This window comes from Anaerovorax odorimutans (assembly GCF_024459955.1).
Classification (GTDB): Bacteria; Bacillota; Clostridia; order Peptostreptococcales; family Anaerovoracaceae; genus Hominibacterium; species Hominibacterium odorimutans_A.
Genome location: NZ_JANFXK010000014.1, coordinates 52,254 through 73,873 on the forward strand (window position 1 = coordinate 52,254; position 21,620 = coordinate 73,873).

16 protein-coding genes are annotated in these 21,620 nt (G+C 51.3%); 3 read left to right on the forward strand and 13 right to left on the reverse strand.

Annotation, left to right across the window (positions count from 1 at the left end):
- Nucleotides 1–154: 154 nt before the first annotated feature.
- The 3 genes from NE619_RS12490 to NE619_RS12500 all read left to right on the forward strand — a co-directional run bounded on the left by NE619_RS12490 (nucleotide 155) and on the right by NE619_RS12500 (nucleotide 2,328).
- The gene (locus NE619_RS12490) at nucleotides 155–799 is read left to right on the forward strand and encodes a TetR/AcrR family transcriptional regulator (RefSeq protein ID WP_256132760.1); all 645 of its coding nucleotides are present in this window, start codon (nucleotides 155–157) and stop codon (nucleotides 797–799) included.
- A gap of 88 nt (nucleotides 800–887) precedes the next feature.
- Nucleotides 888–1,622, forward strand: coding sequence for an ABC transporter ATP-binding protein (locus tag NE619_RS12495; protein ID WP_256132761.1), 735 nt, complete (start codon nucleotides 888–890; stop codon nucleotides 1,620–1,622).
- Nucleotides 1,615–2,328, forward strand: a complete 714-nt coding sequence (locus NE619_RS12500; protein ID WP_256132762.1) for an ABC transporter permease — start codon at nucleotides 1,615–1,617, stop codon at nucleotides 2,326–2,328. Before NE619_RS12495 ends, NE619_RS12500 begins: the two co-directional genes overlap by 8 nt.
- Nucleotides 2,329–2,343: 15 nt before the next feature.
- On the opposite strand, the gene NE619_RS12505 is transcribed toward NE619_RS12500, so the two are convergent.
- From NE619_RS12505 to NE619_RS12565, 13 genes are all read right to left on the reverse strand, one after another.
- A complete protein-coding gene (locus NE619_RS12505; protein ID WP_256132763.1) occupies nucleotides 2,344–3,297 on the reverse strand; it encodes a PstS family phosphate ABC transporter substrate-binding protein in 954 nt (317 codons plus the stop codon).
- A 2-nt stretch (nucleotides 3,298–3,299) separates the two neighbouring features.
- The gene (locus NE619_RS12510; protein ID WP_256132764.1) at nucleotides 3,300–3,437 is read right to left on the reverse strand and encodes a hypothetical protein; all 138 of its coding nucleotides are present in this window, start codon (nucleotides 3,435–3,437) and stop codon (nucleotides 3,300–3,302) included.
- A 10-nt stretch (nucleotides 3,438–3,447) separates the two neighbouring features.
- On the reverse strand, nucleotides 3,448–3,663 hold the full coding sequence (locus NE619_RS12515) for a hypothetical protein (protein WP_256132765.1): 216 nt from the start codon (nucleotides 3,661–3,663) through the stop codon (nucleotides 3,448–3,450).
- A 483-nt stretch (nucleotides 3,664–4,146) separates the two neighbouring features.
- Complete coding sequence (locus tag NE619_RS12520; protein WP_256132766.1) at nucleotides 4,147–4,674, reverse strand: GNAT family N-acetyltransferase; 528 nt, start codon at nucleotides 4,672–4,674, stop codon at nucleotides 4,147–4,149.
- A 407-nt stretch (nucleotides 4,675–5,081) separates the two neighbouring features.
- A complete protein-coding gene (locus tag NE619_RS12525; RefSeq protein WP_256132767.1) occupies nucleotides 5,082–5,993 on the reverse strand; it encodes a ketopantoate reductase family protein in 912 nt (303 codons plus the stop codon).
- Between the two features lie 129 nt (nucleotides 5,994–6,122).
- Complete coding sequence (locus NE619_RS12530) at nucleotides 6,123–10,397, reverse strand: SDR family NAD(P)-dependent oxidoreductase (RefSeq protein WP_256132768.1); 4,275 nt, start codon at nucleotides 10,395–10,397, stop codon at nucleotides 6,123–6,125.
- The gene (locus tag NE619_RS12535) at nucleotides 10,388–12,670 is read right to left on the reverse strand and encodes a pentapeptide repeat-containing protein (protein ID WP_256132769.1); all 2,283 of its coding nucleotides are present in this window, start codon (nucleotides 12,668–12,670) and stop codon (nucleotides 10,388–10,390) included. Before NE619_RS12535 ends, NE619_RS12530 begins: the two co-directional genes overlap by 10 nt.
- Nucleotides 12,667–13,386, reverse strand: coding sequence for a hypothetical protein (locus tag NE619_RS12540; RefSeq protein ID WP_256132770.1), 720 nt, complete (start codon nucleotides 13,384–13,386; stop codon nucleotides 12,667–12,669). Before NE619_RS12540 ends, NE619_RS12535 begins: the two co-directional genes overlap by 4 nt.
- A gap of 22 nt (nucleotides 13,387–13,408) precedes the next feature.
- On the reverse strand, nucleotides 13,409–14,737 hold the full coding sequence (locus NE619_RS12545) for a hypothetical protein (protein WP_256132771.1): 1,329 nt from the start codon (nucleotides 14,735–14,737) through the stop codon (nucleotides 13,409–13,411).
- 16 nt (nucleotides 14,738–14,753) lie between these two features.
- Nucleotides 14,754–14,921, reverse strand: coding sequence for a hypothetical protein (locus tag NE619_RS12550; protein WP_256132772.1), 168 nt, complete (start codon nucleotides 14,919–14,921; stop codon nucleotides 14,754–14,756).
- A 24-nt stretch (nucleotides 14,922–14,945) separates the two neighbouring features.
- A complete protein-coding gene (locus NE619_RS12555; RefSeq protein WP_256132773.1) occupies nucleotides 14,946–18,836 on the reverse strand; it encodes a hypothetical protein in 3,891 nt (1,296 codons plus the stop codon).
- Nucleotides 18,837–18,997: 161 nt separating this feature from the next.
- Complete coding sequence (speB, locus tag NE619_RS12560) at nucleotides 18,998–19,912, reverse strand: agmatinase (protein ID WP_256132774.1); 915 nt, start codon at nucleotides 19,910–19,912, stop codon at nucleotides 18,998–19,000.
- 51 nt (nucleotides 19,913–19,963) lie between these two features.
- On the reverse strand, nucleotides 19,964–21,610 hold the full coding sequence (locus tag NE619_RS12565; protein ID WP_256132775.1) for an APC family permease: 1,647 nt from the start codon (nucleotides 21,608–21,610) through the stop codon (nucleotides 19,964–19,966).
- Between the last annotated feature and the right edge of the window lie 10 nt (nucleotides 21,611–21,620).

Consider the following 21,620-nt stretch of genomic DNA (forward strand, 5'->3'; position numbering starts at 1 on the left):
GGTGATGGAAGCCCTGTAACCAACGCAAATTTACCAACAACGAAACTTATATCTCTGGCTGATCTATGTGGCTGGGGATATTTTTTCTATTTGACAAATCGTTTTAAAGATGTTAGCATTTATACATTCAAATGTATGTAAGGAGGATTGATCAGTGCCGAGAAACAAATATCCGGAAATTACCGAAGCGAGAATCTTAGATACCGCTACCCGGCTCTTTTTGGAAAAAGGCTGGGAGCAGACAACGGTGCAGGATATTGTCGATGAACTGGGCGATATTACCCGCGGCGCATTTTATCATCATTTCAAATCGAAAGATGAAATAATTGATGCCGTCACCACCCGCGTTTTCATGGGCAACAATCCCTTTGAGGCAGTAGAAAAAATGACCGGGCTCAATGGCCTGGAGAAGGTGAAATATATTCTGAAATTCTCGCTTAAACGGGATGATACCTTGGAACTTGGACAGATTGCCACAAGCGTCTTAACTAGCCCGATCTGTATCGGCAAACAGGTTTTAGACAGTGTCAATTCACTGGCTCCTTATTTTGCCCAATACATCGCAGAGGGAGTAGCTGACGGCTCTATCCATGTGGAAGATCCTCAATATACGGCAGAGACGCTCCTCTTGCTGCTCAACATATGGCTCAGTCCTATGATTTTCCCCAGTAGCAAAAGCGAGTACCTACGTAAATATGAGCAATTGAAAATCATGTTTGAAAATATAGGCTTACCGCTGTTTGATGATGACTTGCACGACTGTTTCGTTGATCTCCATGACAAATTTCATACTGCATAAAAAATCACGCAATAAACTGCCGATGCTACGGCAGTTTTTAAATAAAGTTATACATACATTCATATGTATATAAAAAGGAGGCATTATTATGGCAACAGCTCTGGCAGTGCAGACAAAAAATCTCTGCAAAACCTTTAACGGCAAAGAGGTAATAAAAAACTGCAATATGTCCGTTGAGTCAGGTACAATCTATGGATTCCTGGGGAAAAACGGCGCCGGGAAAACGACCGTGTTTAAATTACTTTTAGGTTTGCTGAAACCCACAATGGGGCAGGCAACTGTTTTGGGCATGGACAGCGTGCAAAACAATCTTGAAATTTTAAAACGAACAGGAAGTTTGATAGAAACGCCGGTCTTCTATGAACATTTATCGGCGTTTGACAACCTGCAAATCCATCTGGAGTACATGAATTCACCATGTACCGATATTAAGGACACGCTGGAAGCAGTCGGCTTATTCAATGTCGGAACACAGCCGGTCTCCGCCTTTTCCCTCGGTATGCGCCAGCGTCTGGGCATTGCCCGCGCAATTATACACAGACCCGACCTGCTGATTCTTGATGAGCCGATCAATGGACTTGATCCCGTGGGCATCAGAGAAATGAGGGGGCTGTTCAAAAGGCTGGCCAATCAGGAAGGCCTCACAATTTTATTATCCAGTCATATTCTTTCTGAAATCGAGCAGATCGCAGACCGCATCGGCATCCTTGCGGAGGGTTCAATCCTGCAGGAAATAAGCCCGCAGGAAATCAAAGAAAAATATCCAAGCGGGATGGAAGATTACTTTATGTCGATTACAAACGGAGGTGTTTTGAATGAATAAGCTGATAGCATTAGAATTGAAACGGAACGGACTGCGCTCTTATAACCTGGCAGTCATCATCATTACAGCAGTAATGCTTTTGCTTCTGTATCTGCTTGCTGCCATTCCCAAAATAGATCCGGCGGAGAACGAGCTTGCCATGTTTATGTCCTATAAAAGTCTCCTCGGCTTAACCAACATTATCTGCATGGTAGCCTTTATGATCCTTTCCTCTGCCATGTCCGCCAAGTTCATTGTAGAAGAATATTCAGGAAAAAGAGCCGCCCTTTTATTCTCCTATCCTGTTGCGCGCTGGCGCATTTTAAGGGCAAAGCTTACTATGGTTTTTCTTTATACTGCCGCCTCCATGCTGCTCTGCGGTATGATCGCCCTGGGAGTTTTCTTTTCAACAGAAAGCGTATTTCATCTTTGTGCGGATCAATTAACCATTGGCATCGTTTGTAACGGCCTTTTGTCTCTGCTCCTTTACTCGCTGGCAGCCGGAGTATGGGGAATGGTCGCTCTGTGGTTCGGATTTTGCAAACAATCGGTCATTGTTACAATCATTGCCGCTGTCATTTTTTCCGTCATCCTCTGTCAGCTGATGTCAGCAGCATTCATACTGAACCCTCTAATGAGCGCCGCTATCGTCCTCGTATCGGGATTGGCCTGTGTCATATTCGTATTGAGCAGCTTAAAGCGGAAAATCAGCTGCATGGAGGTATAACCCTTATATTGGTTGTCAGTGAACGGGAACGTAGCCCGTTTTCTCAATAATCCGCTGTCCGTCCTCTGATAACATCCATTGGATGAGGGGGCGGACATTTTTATTGTCATTGGCCTTATCGTATACGGCGTAGAAATTGCTGACAATCGGGTAGCTTCCGTTGGCGATGTTGTTTTTGTCCGGGTAAACGCCGTCCACCGCCAATAGTTTTACGCCGCCGTGCGCAGCGACAGCTTCAACATAATAGCGGAAGGAAAAACCAATGGCACTGCCGAGAAAACCGGTAAAATTCTTTTTTATTTTCTCACCGCCCATGAAAGACAGCATTGCCGTCTGACTCCCGCTGCCGGCGTTTCTCTGCAAGGGGTTAATGGGAAGTTTTTTGCCGCCCAGCTGCGACCAGTTTGTGTAGTCGCCGCTGTATATGCCTCTTATCTGTTCTGTGGTCAGTCCATCGACAGGGTTGTCCCCATTGACGATAAAGACGAACGCTTCACAGCCGATGGGAACCAGCTCCAGGCTCACACCCTGATCGGCGGCGTATTGAAGCTGTTCTTCCGAAGGGTAGGCACAAACAGCAATATCGACGCTTCCATCAACCACTGCTTTATATGCTCCTCGAGTGTTGTTCATCTGCAGCTTGCTGTCGGCGGCAAAGGTTTCACCGTCAAAGGAAACCGCGCTTTGAGGATAAACCGCATTGACAAAGGCGGAGCATACGGGGTAAAGCGCCGCTGCTCCGTCAATGACAGGAAGCTCCCCCTTCATTTCGCAATTTGATTTTATGTTTACAATTTGGGAATTTTCATCAAAGGGCAGGTACTGGTCAAGCTCAATGGATTTTGCCTGCATTGCCTCGCTTCTGTCCGGCAGACAGGGTTTTGTACAGACCGTATATACGGTAACATTGAATATAACAAAACCCAGGGCAACAAGAACCAGAATTGAAATCTGTTTCACCAATTTCATCATTACCTCCCGTTTGCGATGAAAGAGATAATTGAGCAATTGGAGTATAAGTAGATCGTATAGATCACCAATCCTGCTGTGCAGACGCAGCCCAGCGCCGTAAGACAGATCAGAAGTCTTCCGAATAATTTATCGCTCATTTTCTTCTCCTCACATATTGTTAATTACAGAAACAAAGGTTATCACCAGCGCGGTCACAGACGCCACCACTACGCACATGGTTATCAATGATGAAATCAACGTCTTTTTGTGGAGTTTCCGGTTTTCCACATCAGACTCCGGGGTTTTTCTGTAATTTATGAGCGACTTCACAAACCATACAATCGAGCTCACAATCATTGCGAAAAATATCAATGAGATGACCATCGTTTCCTCCTTTTCTTCTACACACTATATTTCAACGGGTCATTCCAACCGTTTCTGTCCGGCAAACTCGATCTGCGACCATCACACAATTTTGGCCTGTTTGGTCGCGGGATTTTAAATATATAAGCGAATTTGGTCGCAAATCGCATAACAAGCGAGCCAAGTCGAGTACGTTTCACGTATGTTCCACCTTGCGGTAAAGCCGATTCAATTGGTGAGTCACAGCTTTTTTGAGCAATGTGCCTATTTGTTCAACAAGGGATTCTTTTCGGCTTTGTTGTTGATGTATTTTCAAGGTTTGCGGCCTCTGCCACTGTTCAAAGCTGCATTTTAGCCCAGTTTCTCTGCGCTCATGCTCTGTATCCTTGAAAAAAGGTCAACAAGAACCCGTTTTTTCGCTGCGTGTTGATAAAAATAGCAAATTGCCCTTTTTCCAGGTTTTCCTATAAGTTAATTTGAGCTGACTCCTGCGTCGAAGCCAGCTCAATCCTGCAAACTTTTTTCGAGAAAGAGGTGTCCGGAATCCTCTATGAGTCCGCCCAGCGCAATAGGCGCACGGGCCACAATATCGAAGCCCAGCTTTTGATATAATGCAATTGCCGGTAAATTATGGCCTGCCGTATCCAGCCGGACTGCTTTCAGGTTTCGCCGCTTTCCTTCCTCAAAGATGAAGTTCATCATCGCTTGGCCTATGCCGCGGCCCGCCTTCAAGGGATCCACACAGAGCAAAACCACCACCAGATATTCGTTTTCCTTTGCTTTCGACGGCCAGTCCACGGAGTCGTACTCCTGCGGCTGATGATTGTCAAGATAAACGCTTGCGCAGATTTCGCCCTCCTCCTCATACACGTATAAGCTTTCCGCCTCATATGCGGTCTTTGCCGTCTCAATGGTTGGGTATACGCCTGTCTGCCAAATCGTATATTTTGTATGTTCTTTTTCATAAAGAACAACATCGTCATACATCTTTGCAACAACCGTCAGGTCGTTTGCTGTCGCTTTTCTTATCATATTAATATCCTCCAAATAGAGTATGGTCGAGCTTCTTTTACCAAAAAGACAGTTCCAGTAACGAGTCCTGTTTTTGAAAAGGGGTACGGGATTTTCAACGTTTCTGCGGCCTTCCAGGCAACCGGCAGCACAATTTTTCACTTTTCACGCCCGGTGGGCCCGCAGGGCCTACGTCATTACATCAATTTCGCGGTATCAAATCCATCTTCTGTCGGGCGTTCAAAGTGTACTTCTATTTTCTGCACGCCCTTCTCTTCTATTATGTGGGAATGCGTAATTTGTGTTTCATCTGATAAAATCATATATGGATACATCATTACCTTTCACCTCTATACTTAAATCGGCAAAGCTGCTGGCCCTGCCTTTGGCCGCTGGGTGCGGCCGGCCCTCATTAACAGCAAAGGCACCTAACTCCACTCCGCTTCCATCTCTTTAATTTTCCTGTAATACTGGTCGTTGACCGGCGTGGCGATCCCCATCTCCCGGCCCAGCCTGCGGATGGTCCCGGAAAAAAGCTCCACTTCCGTCTTTCTCCGATGCCTGCCGTCCTGCCGCATGGAAGTTTCTCCCTTGGGGTCCAGCTGATCCAGCACAGCCATCCATTCCTCCATGTCCCGCTCGGTGAGGTTGATTCCCCGGGCGCGGGCCACAGCGATCACTTCTTTCATGGCCTCGATCATCAGATCCCGTTCCTTGCCCGGGCGCTGAACCATTTCATAGCAGCCTTCAAAAATCATTGTCGTCTGGTTGACCCCCGTATTGCACAGCAGCTTACTCCACATGAGTTGTTCCATATCCTCCGGCAGCACACAGGGTATTTGGGCCTGATCCAGAATTTCCCGCACCCGCCTGACCCGCGGCGTCATGCCTCCGTGAAGCTCACCCACAGCCAGCTCGCCCATGTTGACATACCGGGCCTGGTTGCCGCTTTTTTGGGCGTCCATTTTCTGGGCCACGCAGTACACGACCTTTTCCTCGCCAAAGGCCTCAATGAGCATTTCCTCACTGGAAATCCCGTTGAGCAAGGAAAGGATCAGCGTATTTTCTCCCACGCAGTCCCGTACCGTCTCAATGGCGGCGGCCAGCCCCCTGTATTTTACAGCAAAGATCAAAAGCTCCGGCGCTTCCTTTAGCTGCTCCGGAGTCCTGTAAGTAAACTCACAGGCCTTGCCATTGCAGAAAAAACCATCCTTTTCATATCGTTTTATCCGCTCCCCGTCAGCCAGCACTGCCACCTGCGCAGACCCCAAAGTTTCTGTAAACCGCTGGGCATACATGACGCCCAAAGCTCCCATTCCAATGATTGCAATTCGACACATCCAGTCCGTCCTCCTTCTTTCCAATAGGATATCACAAATGCGGCCCCATGGAAAGCATCTCTGGTGCGCAGCCGGTCCATTCCGGACCCGTGCGGATTCATGTTGACCCCATGTGCCAGATCCGACCCACTACTCTGCATCAATCAGTTTTTTCACTCTCCGGGTCAGAAGCTCCAGCAGGTCCGCCAGGGACATTCCGCCCATCAGCTCATCGATCAGCACCTGCACGCCGAAGGAATCGTTTATTTCCACCTTCAAAGAAAAGGCATCGATGGAATCCATGCCCATGGCAGAAAGGGTCCGCTCTTCTTCCAGCTCCTCAGGCTCCAGCATCAAAATTTCTCCCATGGCTTCTTTGAAGGCCGAACGAATCATTGAATCCAGCTCCTCTGCCCGGGCTTTCCGCAGCCTGCTCACAAACCAGTCCAGCTTGCGGCCATCCGCCCCATCTTCGCCGGCTTCGCCCATATCATGGAACAGGTACGACCGCTCCGTTCCCATAAAGGCCAGCATCTTTTTCCTGTCCGTTTTCATAGCCAGAACCTGGCCGGCATCGCAGCAGACAAGCTGTTCAAACAAACGCCTGCCCATTTCCGGCCCGATCATTTCCATGCCCCGTTCCTGAAAATCCTCCTCCATGTCCCGGGCCATTCCCGCCTTCCACGGTCCCCAGTTGATGCTGAGGGCGGGCAGGCCGCGGCTTCTTCTCCAGGCGGCCAAAGCATCCAGCCCGCAGTTGGCGGCGCTGTAGCTTCCCTGCCCCATGCCAGGCACAAAGGATGACGCGGAGGAGCAAAGAATGAAATGTTCCAGGGGCTGATCCGCCAGCAGAGTATGCAGGTTCCAGGCTCCCAGAACTTTAGCCTCGTAAACAAAGCGAAAGCTTTCCCGGTCCACCCTGGAAAAGAGCCGGTCGTCCAGCGTCCCTGCCGCATAAATCACGCCCTTTATTTCCCCATCTTTTTTTACGGCTTTCAGCGCAGAGGAAAGCTGTTCGGCTTTGCAGACGTCTGCGATCTCTGCCTGCACACGAATTCCCCGCCGGTCAAGCTCCCTGATAAACGCCTCCCGTTTCGCATCCAGGGGCGATTTTGTTAAAAAAGCCATCTTCCTTACGCCACTGTCTGCCAGAGCCAGGGCCAGTTCCCTGCCCACACCGCCGAAAGCGCCCGCCAGCAGATAGATTCCTTCCGGGTCAAACTGATTTTTGAGAACAGTCTGTTTTAGCGAAAGGGACTGAAATCCGGGAAGGTAATTGCCGTCCTCTGCCAGAAGAATTTCCTTTTCACCTCTGCCGGCCAAAAGATGCTCCGCCAGCCGATCGCAGATTTCCTGCACAGCCAGCTTTCCCTCCACCTGAATCATACTCTTAAAAAACTCTCTGCACTCCCAGAGAATTCCGGTTCTGGCCAAGCCCTTTATGTGGCCGGTGAAGGGATTGGCTTCCTCTTTTTTCAGGACCAGATGGAACTCCGGCGCGGTTTCACAGGAAGAAAGTCGTTGCAACAGCCTGAGAAAATCAAGGCAGCCTTCTTCCAGCTCCTGCCACATCTTCTGGGAAATTCCGCCCTGCGACGACTGGCAGAGGGCGGCATCACAAAGCCTTTGCCACTCTGCGTCCCAGCCGGCAAAGAATAAAAATTCATCTGCGTTTTTCAGCAGAGAGTCGCTCTGCTCCAACTCCTGCAGGCTGGCAAGGATTACTTGGACACCCTTTTCCGCCACCGTTTTTTGAAAACACTCCCCCAGCTCCGGGTCGCCCGGGCATACAAGCCATCTCTGCGGCTGCCCGGCAGGTTTTTCCCTGTCGCCGGCGGGAAAAGCGGCCTTTTTCCAAATCGGTTCATAGAGCCACCCTTCCAGAGCCGCCGGAGTCTCTTTTTTGAAGCCCCGTATCTGTCCGATCCACGCTCCGTCCTCGCCGTACAGTTCCACCTGGCCCACGGTCGCCGTTTCTGTCCGTTCAACTAAGCTGGCATAGGCATAAATGCAGTCGCCTGGTTTTGCGCCCAGACTGCATGCTCCGATCTTCGATGGATACTGAAACCCTGCTTCGTCTCCGCCGGGCGACGCAAGCTCCGCTGCCAGCATGGACTGAAAGCAGCAGTCCAGTTCAAAGGGCTGCCACCTTTCCCCCGATTCCACACTGATCCTGGCCAGACATTGGTCCTCCCCATACCATGCCTCTTCAATTCCCTGAAAATCGCCTGCGTACTGAAAGCCCTCCTCTGCTAAAAGGTCGTACAGTTCTTCCTTTTTACAGTACCCGGACAGCGAAGCTTTCCACTCGGCAAAATCGGCACGGGTATGTTTTCTTCCCGCCCGCTTGATGGTGCCTGCGGCGCAGAGAGCCGGAGCACCGCCGCCCACTCCTCCGCAGATCCTGCATGCTCCGCTCTCCGGGTCCAGCGAAGTGTAGTATTTTAAAGGAAAAGAGGTTTCCACGGCCATCATCTTCTCAAACCGCACTTCCGATGCACCCGGATTTTTGAAGCCGTATATCTGCTGACCCGCTTCCAGCATTGTCAGGACAAAGGCAGCCCCCGGATACAGGCATTGATTCTGTACCCGATGACCCTTCAAATATGGCATCGTACACAGCCGTACTTCCTGTTCCCACTGCGGCAGCCCGCCATCCACCCGTCTTCCAATCAGCTCACCTTCCGTCTCCCATAAACGCTGGCTTCGCACAGCCCTGGACTCATTCCAGCAGGCAATTCTCTGAAAGCAATAGGTGGGTATGGAAACAGGCTTCCCCTGAGGATAGAATTCTTCCCAGGCGCAATCCTCCCCGCAGACATACCGCTCCGCCAGCTCCTCAGCCTCCCGGAACCGACCGCCTGTTCCCTCGCCTAAAATCTGGCCCGAAGCTAAAGCTTGATTTTGCAAAAGCTCTTTCAGCGATTCTTCCTTATCGAAGATCAGGGCAGCCCGGCATCTATGATGCTCCCGTCCCGCCGCTGCCGTATAGCAGAGATCATCCAGACTACAGGAGCTGAAATCAAAGTCCTTATAGGTTTCAAAGAGCACCTGCATCGCCTTTTCGGTTTTCCCCGATAAGGGAAGGACATATGGACCGTCTGTTTTCTGCGGCAGTGGTTTTCCATCGGCAATACCGGACAGAATGATATGGGCATTGGAACCGCCGTAGCCAAAGGCGTTTACCGCGGCGATTCTCTGTTCCGGAGGCTGGTTCCAGTCCTGGGTTTCCGTCGGTATACGGATCCCATACTGATCCAATGGCACCGACTTTCGCGGCTGCTTTAGATGCAGGTGCGCCGGGATTTTCCCATACCGGATCGACAGCAGCGCTTTCATTAACCCTGCGATTCCGGAGACAGCCTCGGCGTGGCCGATATTGGTTTTAACCGATCCCACGTAAATAGGGGCCTCCGTCTGTCTTCCGTAGACCTGTCCGATGGAGTTGATCTCCGTTATATCTCCCAGCCTGGTGCCGGTGCCGTGGGCTTCCACATAGTGAACGTCCTGCTGCCGGATGCCCGCCTTTCCGCATACCTCCCGCATCAGCATGGCCTGGGCTCTGCCTGCCGGTGCCGTGATTCCGGCGCTTTTTCCGTCCTGATTGAGGCCGGAAGCTAAAATCACACCGTCGATTCGGTCGCCGTCCCGCTCGGCGTCTTTCAGCCTTTTAAGCGCCAGCATACCCGCGCCCTCGCCCCGCACATATCCGTCCGCATCCTCGCTGAAAGCCCGGCACCTTCCGGTAGGAGAAAGAAAACCGCCCTTTGATTCGGCGATAAAATCGTCCGGTGACAAAAGCAGCTGTACTCCTCCTGCCAAGGCCATATCGCACTGGCCGGAAAGCAAGCTTTCGCAGGCCAGATGCACGGAGGTCAAAGAAGAGGAGCAGGCCGTATCCACTGCCAGGGAAGGGCCTCTGAAATCAAAGGTATAGGAAACCCGATTGGCCAGCATAGCCGACGAGCTGCCGGTGGCGGAAAAATTGCTCACCAGCATCCCCGACAGATCCTGCCTCTGGATGATCTGATAATCAGCTCCGAAGTTGCCCACAAACACGCCGATGTTCCCGCCCCCAAGGGAGGAAGGAACGTAGCCGCCGTTTTCCAGCGTTTCCCACACCACCTCCAAAAGCAGCCTCTGCTGCGGGTCCATATACTTTGCTTCTGCCGGCGGAATACCGAAAAAAGCCGGATCAAACAGTTCCGGGCCGTCGATGAAGCCGCCCCACTTGGAAATGGCCTTTCCTTTTACCAGATCGTTTTCATCGTAAAAATGTCGGGCGTTCCACCTGTCCGCAGGAACCTCTTTTACAGCATCGATCCCATTTTTCAATAGCTTCCAAAAGGCCTCCGGGGAAGGCGCTCCGGGAAATCGGCAGCCCATCCCGGTGACTGCGATTGCTTCCTTTTTCTTTATTTCCATCTTGCCCCTCCTTTATCACCCTCGCACCAATGGAAGGGGTCCGGTATACATTCCGGCTCTTTGGGCAGCCGGTCGGCAGTCATCACATCGTCCCAGGTCTTTCGCACCGCCGGTCTGGGATCGGTTACTATGGAAATATTCTGCCCGCTGGGGCAAAGACTGTTTCCCCGCAGCAGATCCGGGACCCATTTGGTAGCCAGCATAACATCCCGCTGCTGTTCATAGACGTGACCCTCTCCCACACGCAGAGTTCCCAGCACAGTTCCGAAAACCCGCAGCTGATCCTTTCCTGACAGAGACACACAGAATTCCAGATAGCCCGTCTGCAATTGACTCTGAGAGTGAAGGTCGTTATCGATGCTCCATACCTGCCCTTCTTCTCCGCAGCCTGCCACAGAGGCCGAAGGGTTGAGCCTGTAGCCTGCGTCGCTGAAAGCCTGCGTGAGCTTCTTTGGCACTTGCGGCTGCGACTGCTGCAGTTCACGGCGGATGCTCCCGTCCCGGTCCTCTACCGTAAACAAATGCACGCCGGGGATTCCGCCCCTTACCTGCAGCTGATCGTACTCCATGGTCACCGTATAAAGACAGTCCTCTTCTGCGCAAATCCGCCAATAGCAGTCTGTCAGATAAACCTGAGAAACCGCCTTCTCCGGCAGGGTCAACCCCTTGTCACAAAACAGCTCCCGCACTCTTTGCGAGAGGGGTTTTCCCCCGTTGTTAAGGTCCTGCCGGCAGTCCCTGGCCTGTTTTCCCTCTACGGAAAAAAGCCATTGGGCAGGCTGGCATGCGGCGGCATTGCTGAAAGCCGCATCCACGATTTCGCTCTCAAAGAAGTCCGCCCCCTGAATGTTGGCATAAGAAAAGGAAACGTTTCTGCCGTCGGCCGGGCGCAGCCGGGCGCCGCGAAAGTTGGTACAGATCAGATTCGCACGGTCAAAAACGCAGCCGTTGAGATCGGCCTGAGTAAATTTCATGGTGGAGAGAACCGCATTGCTGAAATCCACCCGCTCCATATGGCTTCCCTCGGCGGTGGCGTTTATCCCATACCAGTTGACCCCGCTCATATTGACGCCCATCAGGTTGGAATCCTTCATGACTGCGTCGGGCATGTATGCTCCGGTCAGATCGGCAGGCGGCGCTCCCTTACCGTCAGCAGCCAGCTGGGCCCCCACGAACCGCGCTCCGGCCAGTCTGCAATTGGCCAGACAGGCACCGCTGAGAATTGCCTCCTCTCCAAAGCTGCATTCTTTCAAATCCGCATAGCTGAGATCCGCCTTCGTCAGATTGGCCCCGTCAAAATACGATTGTCTGAAATCCCCATGGGCCATACTGACCCCTGCCAGATCCTGATGCCGAAAATTGCTTCGCCTGGCGGATACTTCATTGAATACGGTCTCATGGTCGGTCGTTATCTGAGAAAAACTGACCATGGCCATTTCTCCGCCGGTCAGATCAGCGCCCCGTAAATCGATTCCCACCATAGTCGCATAGGTAAGGCAGCATTTTCTGAGAATCGCCTTTGAAAGGTTTGCCCTGATAAAGGAAACATTGCGCAGATCCGCCGAAGATAAATCCGCCCGCTGAAAATCGCTTTCCTCCGCACCCATATTTGGGGCTGCACACCCAATCAGGTTGCAGCCTGCGAAAATCGCCCGCCGCGCCGCTGCGTCCCTCAGCACTGCCCCGGCAAAGGAGCTGCCGGAAAAGTCGCTTTCCCGTAAAAGGGCGGAGGTAAGATCGGCCCGGCTGAAATCCGCGTTTTGAACTGTCGCTTTCCGCAGATCGATTCCACGCAGGACGAGGCCGCTGAAATCGACCCGGCTCAGATCCTGACCCTTTGCTCCTTCGGACAGGATTCGCTTCAGTCCATAAGAAAGCTCTTTGCAAATGAACCGCGCCGTATGGGGCGGCGTTTCGCTTTCTCCTTTTATACAGGGTCGAAGCTGGCCATCCTCAACGTTTAAATAGGAACGGCAATGATTGGACAGCTTTCTGTAAATTACCACTTCTTCTGCTTTTTCGCCAGCTTCCAGAAAGAAGGCCGCCGCGTCTTTCCGCTCGGGCAGGGCCGCCGCGTATTCTTCGTCCTCCGTCACATAGCAGCCGTTCATGGCCTGGATTGCCGATGCTCCCCCGGCAGAGCCATAGAAGTTGAACCTGCTGTTTCCATCCTGACTGCCGCTTAATCTCAGTACCTTATTCCCTTCATCCACCGTCACCCACAAACCGTCCGCCCCAGCCTGAAAACAGTATTTTCCTGTAAAGTCGTTCATCTCAGCTCCTCCGTCTGCTCAATAAAAATGTTTCCGCTGTCGCCCGGCGATCCCATGCTCCCACTGCCGCCTCCTGCTCCTGCGGGACCCTCAGGTCCATAGGAAGGCTCCGCGCCTTCCCGTACGCCGTCTTTTCCTCCGGCGCCTCCCGGGCCTGGATTTCCACCGTTTCCACCAGGGCCGCCCTGGCCTGCGCCCGCACTGACAAAAACAGGATCGGAAAGATTGCTTGTGCCATAACGCACTGTAACAGTCCCGCCGTTCCCACCGGGACCGCCATCGCCCCCATCCGCTCCATCACCGCCGCGGCCTCCCCGTCCGCCTCTGGCCTCGGGATATTGGTCTTGATATTTTTCCAGCTGTTTTCCGCCGTCACCGCCTGCTCCCCCGCGGCCGCCATCACCTCCATGGCCGCCTCTGCCGCCGTCCGCGCCGTCGGCCATGATGGTAAGCTGGGTCCCGCAGATAAGCTCTTTTACCTCTAAAATCAGGCTGCCGCAGCTTCCTCCCGGATCCCCGGGCTGGCCCGGCGATCCCTTTTGCGCAGGTCCGGCATCTATGCCGTCCGTTCCGTTTTCTGCCGGTTGATAAACTTTTTTCAGGAATTTTTTTATTTCTCTGCCATCCGCTCCGCTGGCAGCTTTTTCCGTGATATCATCGCCCTTTGCTCCGGGCAGGCCCTCGCTGCCGCAGGAGGTCATAAAAAGAATGTCCATGGTTTCCGCCTTTCCGGTGTCATTAGATATAGGTGCCATTGATGAAGATGTCCCCGGGGCTTCCCGTTTCGCCCGCATCGCCATCGCTGCCGGGTACTCCGGGCTGACCCTTATAGGTATCGCCGCTGGGAACCAGCTTGCCGCTTGCATCGTAGCATCTTCCGCCAATCCCTCCCTCACCGGCAAACCCGCCTGCGCCTTCCGTTCCGCCTGCTGCGTTGGGCAATCCCATGTTTACCGCCTGAGCGGGTGTCAGCACCTTAAATTTCGCAGTAGGAGAGGCCTCTTGATTATACATAATATTGACCTCTTTTCCATCGCCTCCGTTTCCACCGTTGCCCCCGATGCCGCCAACTCCTCCGTTTCCGCCTGTTCCCGGGTTTCCTGCCGGACAATGCCCATTGGCCGGTGCCGCATCGCCGCCATTGCCTCCGGTTCCGCCTTTGCCGCCTCTGCCCGCGTTGCCTCCGTTACCTCCGTTGCTGTAGACATAAAAGAAGCCTTCCATCACCCGTTGTTTTTTCTCCAGAATGCCGCCGTTGGTACCGTTCCAGCCGGATTTCCCCAGAGCTCCGGTCTTGCCTGTCCCTCCGGGCCCTCCGGATGACGGTTGGATTGAACAAGAATTTTTTCCGCTGGTTCCCGAGGTGCCCGGGGTACCCGGATCTCCTGTGGCCCCCTGTGCGGCCGCCCCCGTATTATCCGCCCCGTTATTGCCCACGCTGGCCAGAATATCGGGCTCTGCTTTGGTCCCCAGACTTTTAACCTTATCGCTGATTACCTGCACCACTCCCCGGGTTATGACCTGCGCTCCTTTCTCCAATGTCATATTGCGGAAATGTACAATGGTCGGCTCATCACCCTCTTTTCCGATATACAGAGGGTGTCCCTTGGTCACCACAATATCTTCATATTCAAACACAGGCACCTTCATGGGAAAATAGTATTGGTTGAGGGGCTGCTTATAGGATTTTACCAGACTGGAATCCCGATACACGTATTGATTGAAAGCATCGCACAGAGCGGACTTTTCCAGTATGGAAAAGTCGGAAAAATCCCGCAGACTGTCCGCGGCTTCCCACTCGGGCAGTTCTCCGCAGAGGGAGCCGTATTCTCCCATCGCCACCAGCTCGTCGGGATTGCACAGCTTTTTCATGGTGTCCAGGTCGGGAACGTCCAGATACACCGGTTCTCCCAGGCTGCACGCTTCCGGGGTGATAAAAAATCCTTCCTCGTAATCTTTGGTATAAATCGTCCCTTTCTGCGGTTTTCTTTCCTTGACGTGATTAATAAAATATTCTTCCTGCCAATCCATGACTTCCATCAGCAGCTGATCTCTTTCTTTACACATAATAGGTGTTCCTTTCTTATCCTTCTTTGATTATACGGTCTGCCCGGATGACGGTTTTTCCGCCCTGGTTTTCCAGGCGTATGCAGCCGCCGGCCTTAATGGTGATGGTTCCGTATTCCCAGGTACCGCTCCCCTTTAACAACAGCGGACGTTCTTTGGTTACGACAATGTCTTGCTTTTCCATTCCGCGCTCCTTTTCCATGCAGGCTTATTTTAAAATGCGATAAACATAAAATTTGTCCACGCACAAGATTACATCGAATTCCAGCTTTCTCTCTTTTTCCGCAACCTTCTGCCTGTCCTCAATCAGGTAACGTTCTCCCGCTTTTACCGCTGTCAACCGGGCGCTGTCTGTCAGCGTGATCCGGTGCTCCGCAAACAACTTGCGGACCGCTTTCATGTCGCCCCGCCGCAATTCCCCGTCATGGGATTTGTCCAGCTCGAAAAGGGGCGTGGTGGGATTCCACTGGCTGACGGAAGGCTCCGGCCTTCCCCCTGCTCCTGTGATTTTTTCAAAATTCAGGGTGATGAGATTGCGGAATTCATCCACCTCAAATTTTGCCACGTTGGGATAATGGGGATTTTCCGGCTGCAGGCGGTTGTCCGGCGTCCGTACCAGAAAGCTTCCGTCCGGCTGGTAGATATCCAGGTGATAGTCCTCCGCCCTGCTGCCGCTGCCACTGTAGGAAAGCACATATAAATAGCCCAGCCCTTCAATGGAAAAGTCCAGATAAGTATCCGCCCGAGAAAATTTTTTGAGGCTGACGTAGGACAGATAGTCGTAAAAGCGGATGGCTCTGCCTTCTGCTCTGGCCAGGAATGCCCGTCCTCCCGCTATATCTGTAAGCTGCCAGGTTTCTCCGGCCTTGACTGCTTTGATTTCCATTTCCGTAATCAACTCATAGATGCTGATTTTTCCACGCTCCTTGATCGCTTTGTAGCGGTAATTTCTCGCCGGTTCGATGATTTCCCATTCCGCGCCCGTCCGCACGGTTTTTATCGCCGCGCTTCCCCGGGAGTCCTTCTCGTCCCAGTACAGATAGAGACCCTGCTCCGCCAGTGCATGGCGCAGATCCTCCGTTAAACATTGTCTGTCCAGCAGCTGCTGCCAGCCCTCCTCAATGGTAAAGAGTTTGCTCATGCCTGCCCGGCGGAACAGCTCACGCAAAGAATCGGAAAATTGCTCCTGATCGAGATCCGCCGCATATTGTGACGTTTTGCCTTCCAGCCGCTTTTCCCCCAAAAAACCGGGAACCGGGTTGCCCTTTGTATCAAATCCCTGTATCCGCCTGTTGCCGGTCTCCAGAATCAGTATCCTCCCGTCTCTGGCGATTTTCAGGGCTGTGGGGCCGTCCATCAGACCCTGGCGGACTCCCTGTCCTGACAGAAGCTGCGCTTCTTTGGCTTCCTGATCGGGCGACGGGGTTTCGGGGATTTCCAGGATTTCCATTTTGCTGTTTTTCCAGTTGACGGCGATGGCGATTCCATCGGGATGGATGACCATTGCGTCCAGATGATTCTGGCTGAATCTTCCGTAGCTTTTCATCGCCGCGTTTGTAAAGCCGAATCCATGCTTTCCATCCATCAGGTCCACCTTTCTCAGATGGCATTGTCCCTTCCTGGGGTCCAGAATGAAATTGTCGCCGCCTTCACCAAACTTGTTGTAAGCGATACAGGGCTGGCCGCTGAACCCCAGCTCTGAGGTTTTCAGCCGCTGGTTCAAAGTCTCCTTTCCCAGAACGGAAATATTCTGCGCCAGATATTCGGCAGTGAGCCCCTCTTCCTGCTCCAATACGGGCGGAAGCTTGGAACCGGCGGCGTTCCACACGTACCCGGCCTGCTTCAAGTGGGTGCTGTAGGTGATGTGCTCCAGCCTGCACAGACGGTCGCCGGTACCCTGTCCCAGATCTTTGATGGTTTCCCTGGGTTTGTCCCCTTCATGCCAGCCGTAGCCGCTTTCGTCATAGACCAGTTTTTCCTTATACTGATACTGCACATCGCAGGTAAGGGGCACCAGTACCTCTGTGATCGCTCCGGTCACGGTTTTGGTATCGCTGCCCCCGTCGGGAAGGGCCTTGATCCAGTCGCTCTCCCATTTGCCGCACAGCCACCCGTTTTCCGAATAAGCGGAGGCGTAGATCTTGCATTCCCCTCCGGCCGGAACCTGGGTAAAGCTGGCTTCGATGGGAGCCGACGCGGTGGTTTTGGAAAACGTTCCCACCGTGCTTTTATTGGTGCCTCCTCTGTAGAGCAGCTCTATCTTCCAGTTGTCCGCGGCAGCCGGCCATACGGCGGTCTGCGGGCGGCCCGGTTCTCCATGGGCCGGGTCCGGTTTTACGATGGCTTTCATATTCATACTGCGGGTCACCCTGGCGCTGATTACGGCGGGAGAACTGCAAACTTCGGCTATGGTCTGGGCCAGCTGGGCCAGATCCATCACCACATTGGCAATGCGCAAAATCCATCCTGCCACTGGAAGCTCCGCTTCAATCTCCTGCTTTGTTTTCAGCCCCATGATCCAGATAAAAATCTTTTCAAAGAGTTTTGTCGCCAATATCCCGCCGATGGTCTTGCCCGTAATCTCCAGGAGCGAATAAATGAGCCCTACAGTAGGACCATTATAGATACCTGCTTTGATTACTTCCACAAAGGTCTGCACTACCTGATTGACAAATGCTTTATCTTTCATGGCCTCTGTGAGAACTTTTGTTGTAACAAGTCCTGCGTCGATGAATAGGAAGAATGTGGGGATTCCCAATTGGAAGATAGCGGTCAAGGCAATTCCGTCGATACATACGTCTTTATCGTAACCGGAGGTTCCCAGACCGCCGAAGAGCAGATCGACACCGGAAGCGTCGTCCGGGAAATCCAGTTCTACCGTTGTCTTCCAGACAGGCATGGGAATTCCCATCAGGGTATCCACCGGGACGACTATCGTAGAAAATTTCTTTTCTCCGTAGGGCGTTCCCTTATCGTCCAGCAGCCGATAGTATGCTCCCAAAGTCCGCAGCCAGTAATTTTTCACATCCATGCTGAAGGTTTTATCATTGACTCGGATGCTGTTCTGATAAAGGTTCATGCCCCGAAGCGGCGTCTGTTCTTTCAGCGACCAGCTCACGCCTCCGCTGCGGTCCGCTCTTTGCCGCATCTGCTGTTTTTGACGGGTACTGGCATCCTTTTCGTCGCAGGCAGTGCCTGGCGCCGTATGCCATGTGTAGTTTTGCAAACGTTCGTCCTGGTTGGCAGTGCTGAGGGCGCCCCTGAGCGGATCGGCGGTGCTTTTCAGCGTCCGGTCGGACAGATCGTAGATTTCCACTCGATCCCCGGTCTTATGGCTGGCGATATCGTACTCATAGACCATTTCTTTTCCGGTCGTCCGGTTGGTCACGTTTGTGCGGTAACACCATTTGTCCGGCCCCTGCCTGCTGATGTCCGTAGCCAGATTATAGAGTTTTTGGTACTGTTCTGGATTGCTGGCACGGGAAGGCGCCACATGCTCGTTCATAACGACGGCAGCGGTGCCGGGCTGGGCGTTGGCCAGATTTGGATGCTGGAAAACCAGCGATTTTGCGATATCCATGGGAGTCAGAAGGTATCCGGCGTCCAGATTGAGCCGAAGCAGAAAGTCCCCATTGTCCATTTCCGCACTTGCCAGCATTTGCAGCAGCTGTTCTTCCTCAGCGCCCAGCATGGAAAGCTTGGGATCCAGATAAAACAAACTGTCCGCCGCATCGTTTCTTTCCGCCGTCATTTGAGGCATCACATATCTGTCCATGTAGAGTTCCCTGTGTTTTCTGGGGATATAAACGGAAAAATGATGTAAAACCGGCAGCTTGAAAGGGCTGTCACCGGTCTCCTTTTCGGTGATCTGTGCTCTCAGCAGCCGGTTTTCCGGCAGCTTGTCCAGCTCTACTTCCGCAAAATAATTGATTTGTGCCCGTTGCTGCCGCGGTATGGCAGCCAGCGCCAGATTGGACCTGGCTGCCTCTTCCCGCGATTCCTCCGTGTGCTCCTGTACAGAAAAAGCCTGTCCGCCGATGCTCAGGCACAGGCGTTCAGGCTTTTGGCAATTGGGCAGCATAAAATGAAAGTGACCCATCATATCCTCCTTGCTTATTACAGAAAATTCAATCTATTTACTATATTTTAGCACTATTTACTAATTATGTCGTTGGGAGAAAATGAACAATTTGTGAGTTTTTGGGTCTTTTGGGAATTTGGGTAAAAGCAAGGCCCCTTAGATATGTATCTTGCCCAATCTTAATTGTAACTTTTATAAAGCAATAGTTCATGAATTATTCTGAGCGCGGCCCAGGAGGTTATATCATTGACATCCAGCGGCGGAGCAACTTCAACGATATCCATAGCCTTGACAGGAAGCCCTTCCAGCATAAGTTTGAAAAGCTCTATCAGATCTCTGGAGGATATCCCTCCAGCAACCGGGGTTCCTGTGCCTGGGGCAAATGCCGGATCCAGGACATCGATATCAAGAGTGAAGTAAACGGCATCATAGTCTTTGAAGTGCGCTTCCAATTCTTTATACGCCCACAGGTAACCTTTTTGAAAAATATCCAGCGCTGTTATAGTTTTGATCCCTGGGTTTCTTTTAATGGTATCGAGTTCAGCCTTTTCAGCAACCCTTATTCCAAGAAAATGCAAGTCTTCTCCCTTGATGACATCGTCAAGCGCCCTTGCTTCCGTAGATGCATGTGACCATTTATGACCATCATACTCATCACATAAATCGTAATGGGCGTCAAAGTGAATTATGCCTATGCGTGCATCCTTGTTTTTCTTTTTCTGCCATTTTCCAAATGCCTTATGCAAGGGAATCGTTACCGAATGATCGCCTCCCAGAAACAGACAGAATTGATCATCCGCCATTAACCTATATGCTTCCTCTTCCACTGTTTTATAGTATCTTTCCCAGTTCAGATCAATTTGAATGTCGCCAATATCATACAGGATTTCGTCTTTCAATGGTTTAAAGCTTTCCGTTATATCGGAAAGATCGATCGACAGCCTTCTTAAAGTATCTGGTCCATACATGGTCCCTTTGTTCAGACTGGTTGCGTTATCAAATGGGATTCCCATGATACATACCTTTGCGTCTTCTTTTCTTTTGGCACCCCACCTCAACCATGACTCGTTGAATAATTTAAAATTATCTAGCATATTTCCTCCTTAGCAATCATGCTGATTTAAACTTAACTTTTATTTCAATTTTTATATTACCGGATCCTTCTTTTTGAATATTCGATAGGATATCCAGCCTGCGATTATAAACGCTGCCCCGCCATACACCAGTATGTTCAACATCAATTCAAAATTTGACAAAAGCCCTGATCCCCACGTTTCAAGATAGTATTCCGCTCCCCAGGAACCTTCATATAGCCTAATGAAAAATTGGGCTATAAAGGCTATAAGGCCTAAAAACACTATGAACAGAGAGATTCTCTGCATATCTCCTGCCGCCAGCCGCGTTGCGGGATTTATCTTATATTCATCCGGCTCTTTCAGAGTCAACCCTTTGTATTTTATCTTGCATACGATGTAAATTACAGGACCTGAAAGCATACCAATCAGACCAATCAGAAGGTAATCCGTTCCATTGATTACAAATGAAAACATAGAGAGCCCCACTACCAGAAATACACAAAAATATAGACCAACTTTCCCGCCTGGTATGATGTAAAGTCCCTTTCTGTTCTCGATCGGATATTTTTTCCTGAGTTTCAGAACTGCCAATGCGCTTAATATATACACAGCCAGCAGGAATACGGTTGTAGTTATTGCAAGAAAGTTAAAGTCAAATTGCGTAGAAAGCAGTGATACCAGTGCTATGGAAATGACACCAATATAGGGAATACCTCGCTTTTTGCTTACTTTTACAAAGCCCTTTGGAAACAGATTATCATCTGCCATTACAAAGAATCCCCTTGACCCTGATGCAATATAGGTATTAAAGATAGCGCATTGAGATATAATGGCGATTACCAAAAACGCATATCCCGCAACAGGACCGATATATTGCTGTAAAACAGTAGCATATCCCACACTGCCTTCCTGATTGAATTCGAGGGACCATGTATCCCACGGACCTACCGAAGCCAGCCCTGCCAATGTGGGAAGTATATATGAAACGGCGATGACCGGCAATGCAATTTTGAGACCGCGGGGAATAACCTGAGGGTCTGTCACTTCACCTGCAATGTTCGCGATACATTCATATCCTGAATACATCCAAACACATATGCAAATTGAATTTCCAATGGCTTCCAGCAGTCCGGTCTCTTCCGGAATGAAAGGCTGTACCGGATTGTGCTGCCAGTTCGCAAGGCCAACGATACAGACAAGCGCAAATGCCGTCAAAATAGCCACAGACAGAATATTTGATATGATGCTTACTTCTTTTAGCCCCAACAGGTTGACGATCGTAAAAATAATTACAACCGCTAGTTTGACAAGCTGTGTACCGGTTTCATCCAGCGAGAGCAGTTGCGCGGTGTAGCCGCCGATAATGGAGACAAAGGTTGCGGATGAGAGATAAAAAGCTATCGTCAGCCACCACCCATTTTGAAATCCCCAAAACTCACCGAAAGCCTTCTGTACACTTATATAAAGACCTCCTTCAGATGGCAGTAACGAACCGGTCTCCGCTACTATATTGCATATCGGGTATGACCATATAAACGCAAATATCAAAAGCATCAAAAGCGTTAAACCCGGGCCGCTGACCGGAATCATCTCTTCAATGCCGAAAGCGCCCGCGGCAGCCAGGCAATATATTAAAAACGCTATGGAAACAGGCCCTAAGTTCTTCTTTTTCAGGCCTTCCACGCCTTCAATTCCTCCTGTTGAATTGCAACTCATTTGAGCCTCC

Excerpts from the sequence above, each read along its gene's own strand:
- NE619_RS12495 (WP_256132761.1), top strand. The coding sequence starts at position 888 with ATGGCAACAGCTCTGGCAGTGCAGACAAAAAATCTCTGCAAAACCTTT.
- NE619_RS12500 (WP_256132762.1), top strand. The coding sequence starts at position 1,615 with ATGAATAAGCTGATAGCATTAGAATTGAAACGGAACGGACTGCGCTCT.
- NE619_RS12505 (WP_256132763.1), bottom strand. The coding sequence starts at position 3,297 with ATGAAATTGGTGAAACAGATTTCAATTCTGGTTCTTGTTGCCCTGGGT.
- NE619_RS12510 (WP_256132764.1), bottom strand. The coding sequence starts at position 3,437 with ATGAGCGATAAATTATTCGGAAGACTTCTGATCTGTCTTACGGCGCTG.
- NE619_RS12515 (WP_256132765.1), bottom strand. The coding sequence starts at position 3,663 with ATGGTCATCTCATTGATATTTTTCGCAATGATTGTGAGCTCGATTGTA.
- NE619_RS12520 (WP_256132766.1), bottom strand. The coding sequence starts at position 4,674 with ATGATAAGAAAAGCGACAGCAAACGACCTGACGGTTGTTGCAAAGATG.
- NE619_RS12525 (WP_256132767.1), bottom strand. The coding sequence starts at position 5,993 with ATGTGTCGAATTGCAATCATTGGAATGGGAGCTTTGGGCGTCATGTAT.
- NE619_RS12530 (WP_256132768.1), bottom strand. The coding sequence starts at position 10,397 with ATGGAAATAAAGAAAAAGGAAGCAATCGCAGTCACCGGGATGGGCTGC.
- NE619_RS12535 (WP_256132769.1), bottom strand. The coding sequence starts at position 12,670 with ATGAACGACTTTACAGGAAAATACTGTTTTCAGGCTGGGGCGGACGGT.
- NE619_RS12540 (WP_256132770.1), bottom strand. The coding sequence starts at position 13,386 with ATGGACATTCTTTTTATGACCTCCTGCGGCAGCGAGGGCCTGCCCGGA.
- NE619_RS12545 (WP_256132771.1), bottom strand. The coding sequence starts at position 14,737 with ATGTGTAAAGAAAGAGATCAGCTGCTGATGGAAGTCATGGATTGGCAG.
- NE619_RS12550 (WP_256132772.1), bottom strand. The coding sequence starts at position 14,921 with ATGGAAAAGCAAGACATTGTCGTAACCAAAGAACGTCCGCTGTTGTTA.
- NE619_RS12555 (WP_256132773.1), bottom strand. The coding sequence starts at position 18,836 with ATGGGTCACTTTCATTTTATGCTGCCCAATTGCCAAAAGCCTGAACGC.
- speB (WP_256132774.1), bottom strand. The coding sequence starts at position 19,912 with ATGCTAGATAATTTTAAATTATTCAACGAGTCATGGTTGAGGTGGGGT.
- NE619_RS12565 (WP_256132775.1), bottom strand. The coding sequence starts at position 21,610 with ATGAGTTGCAATTCAACAGGAGGAATTGAAGGCGTGGAAGGCCTGAAA.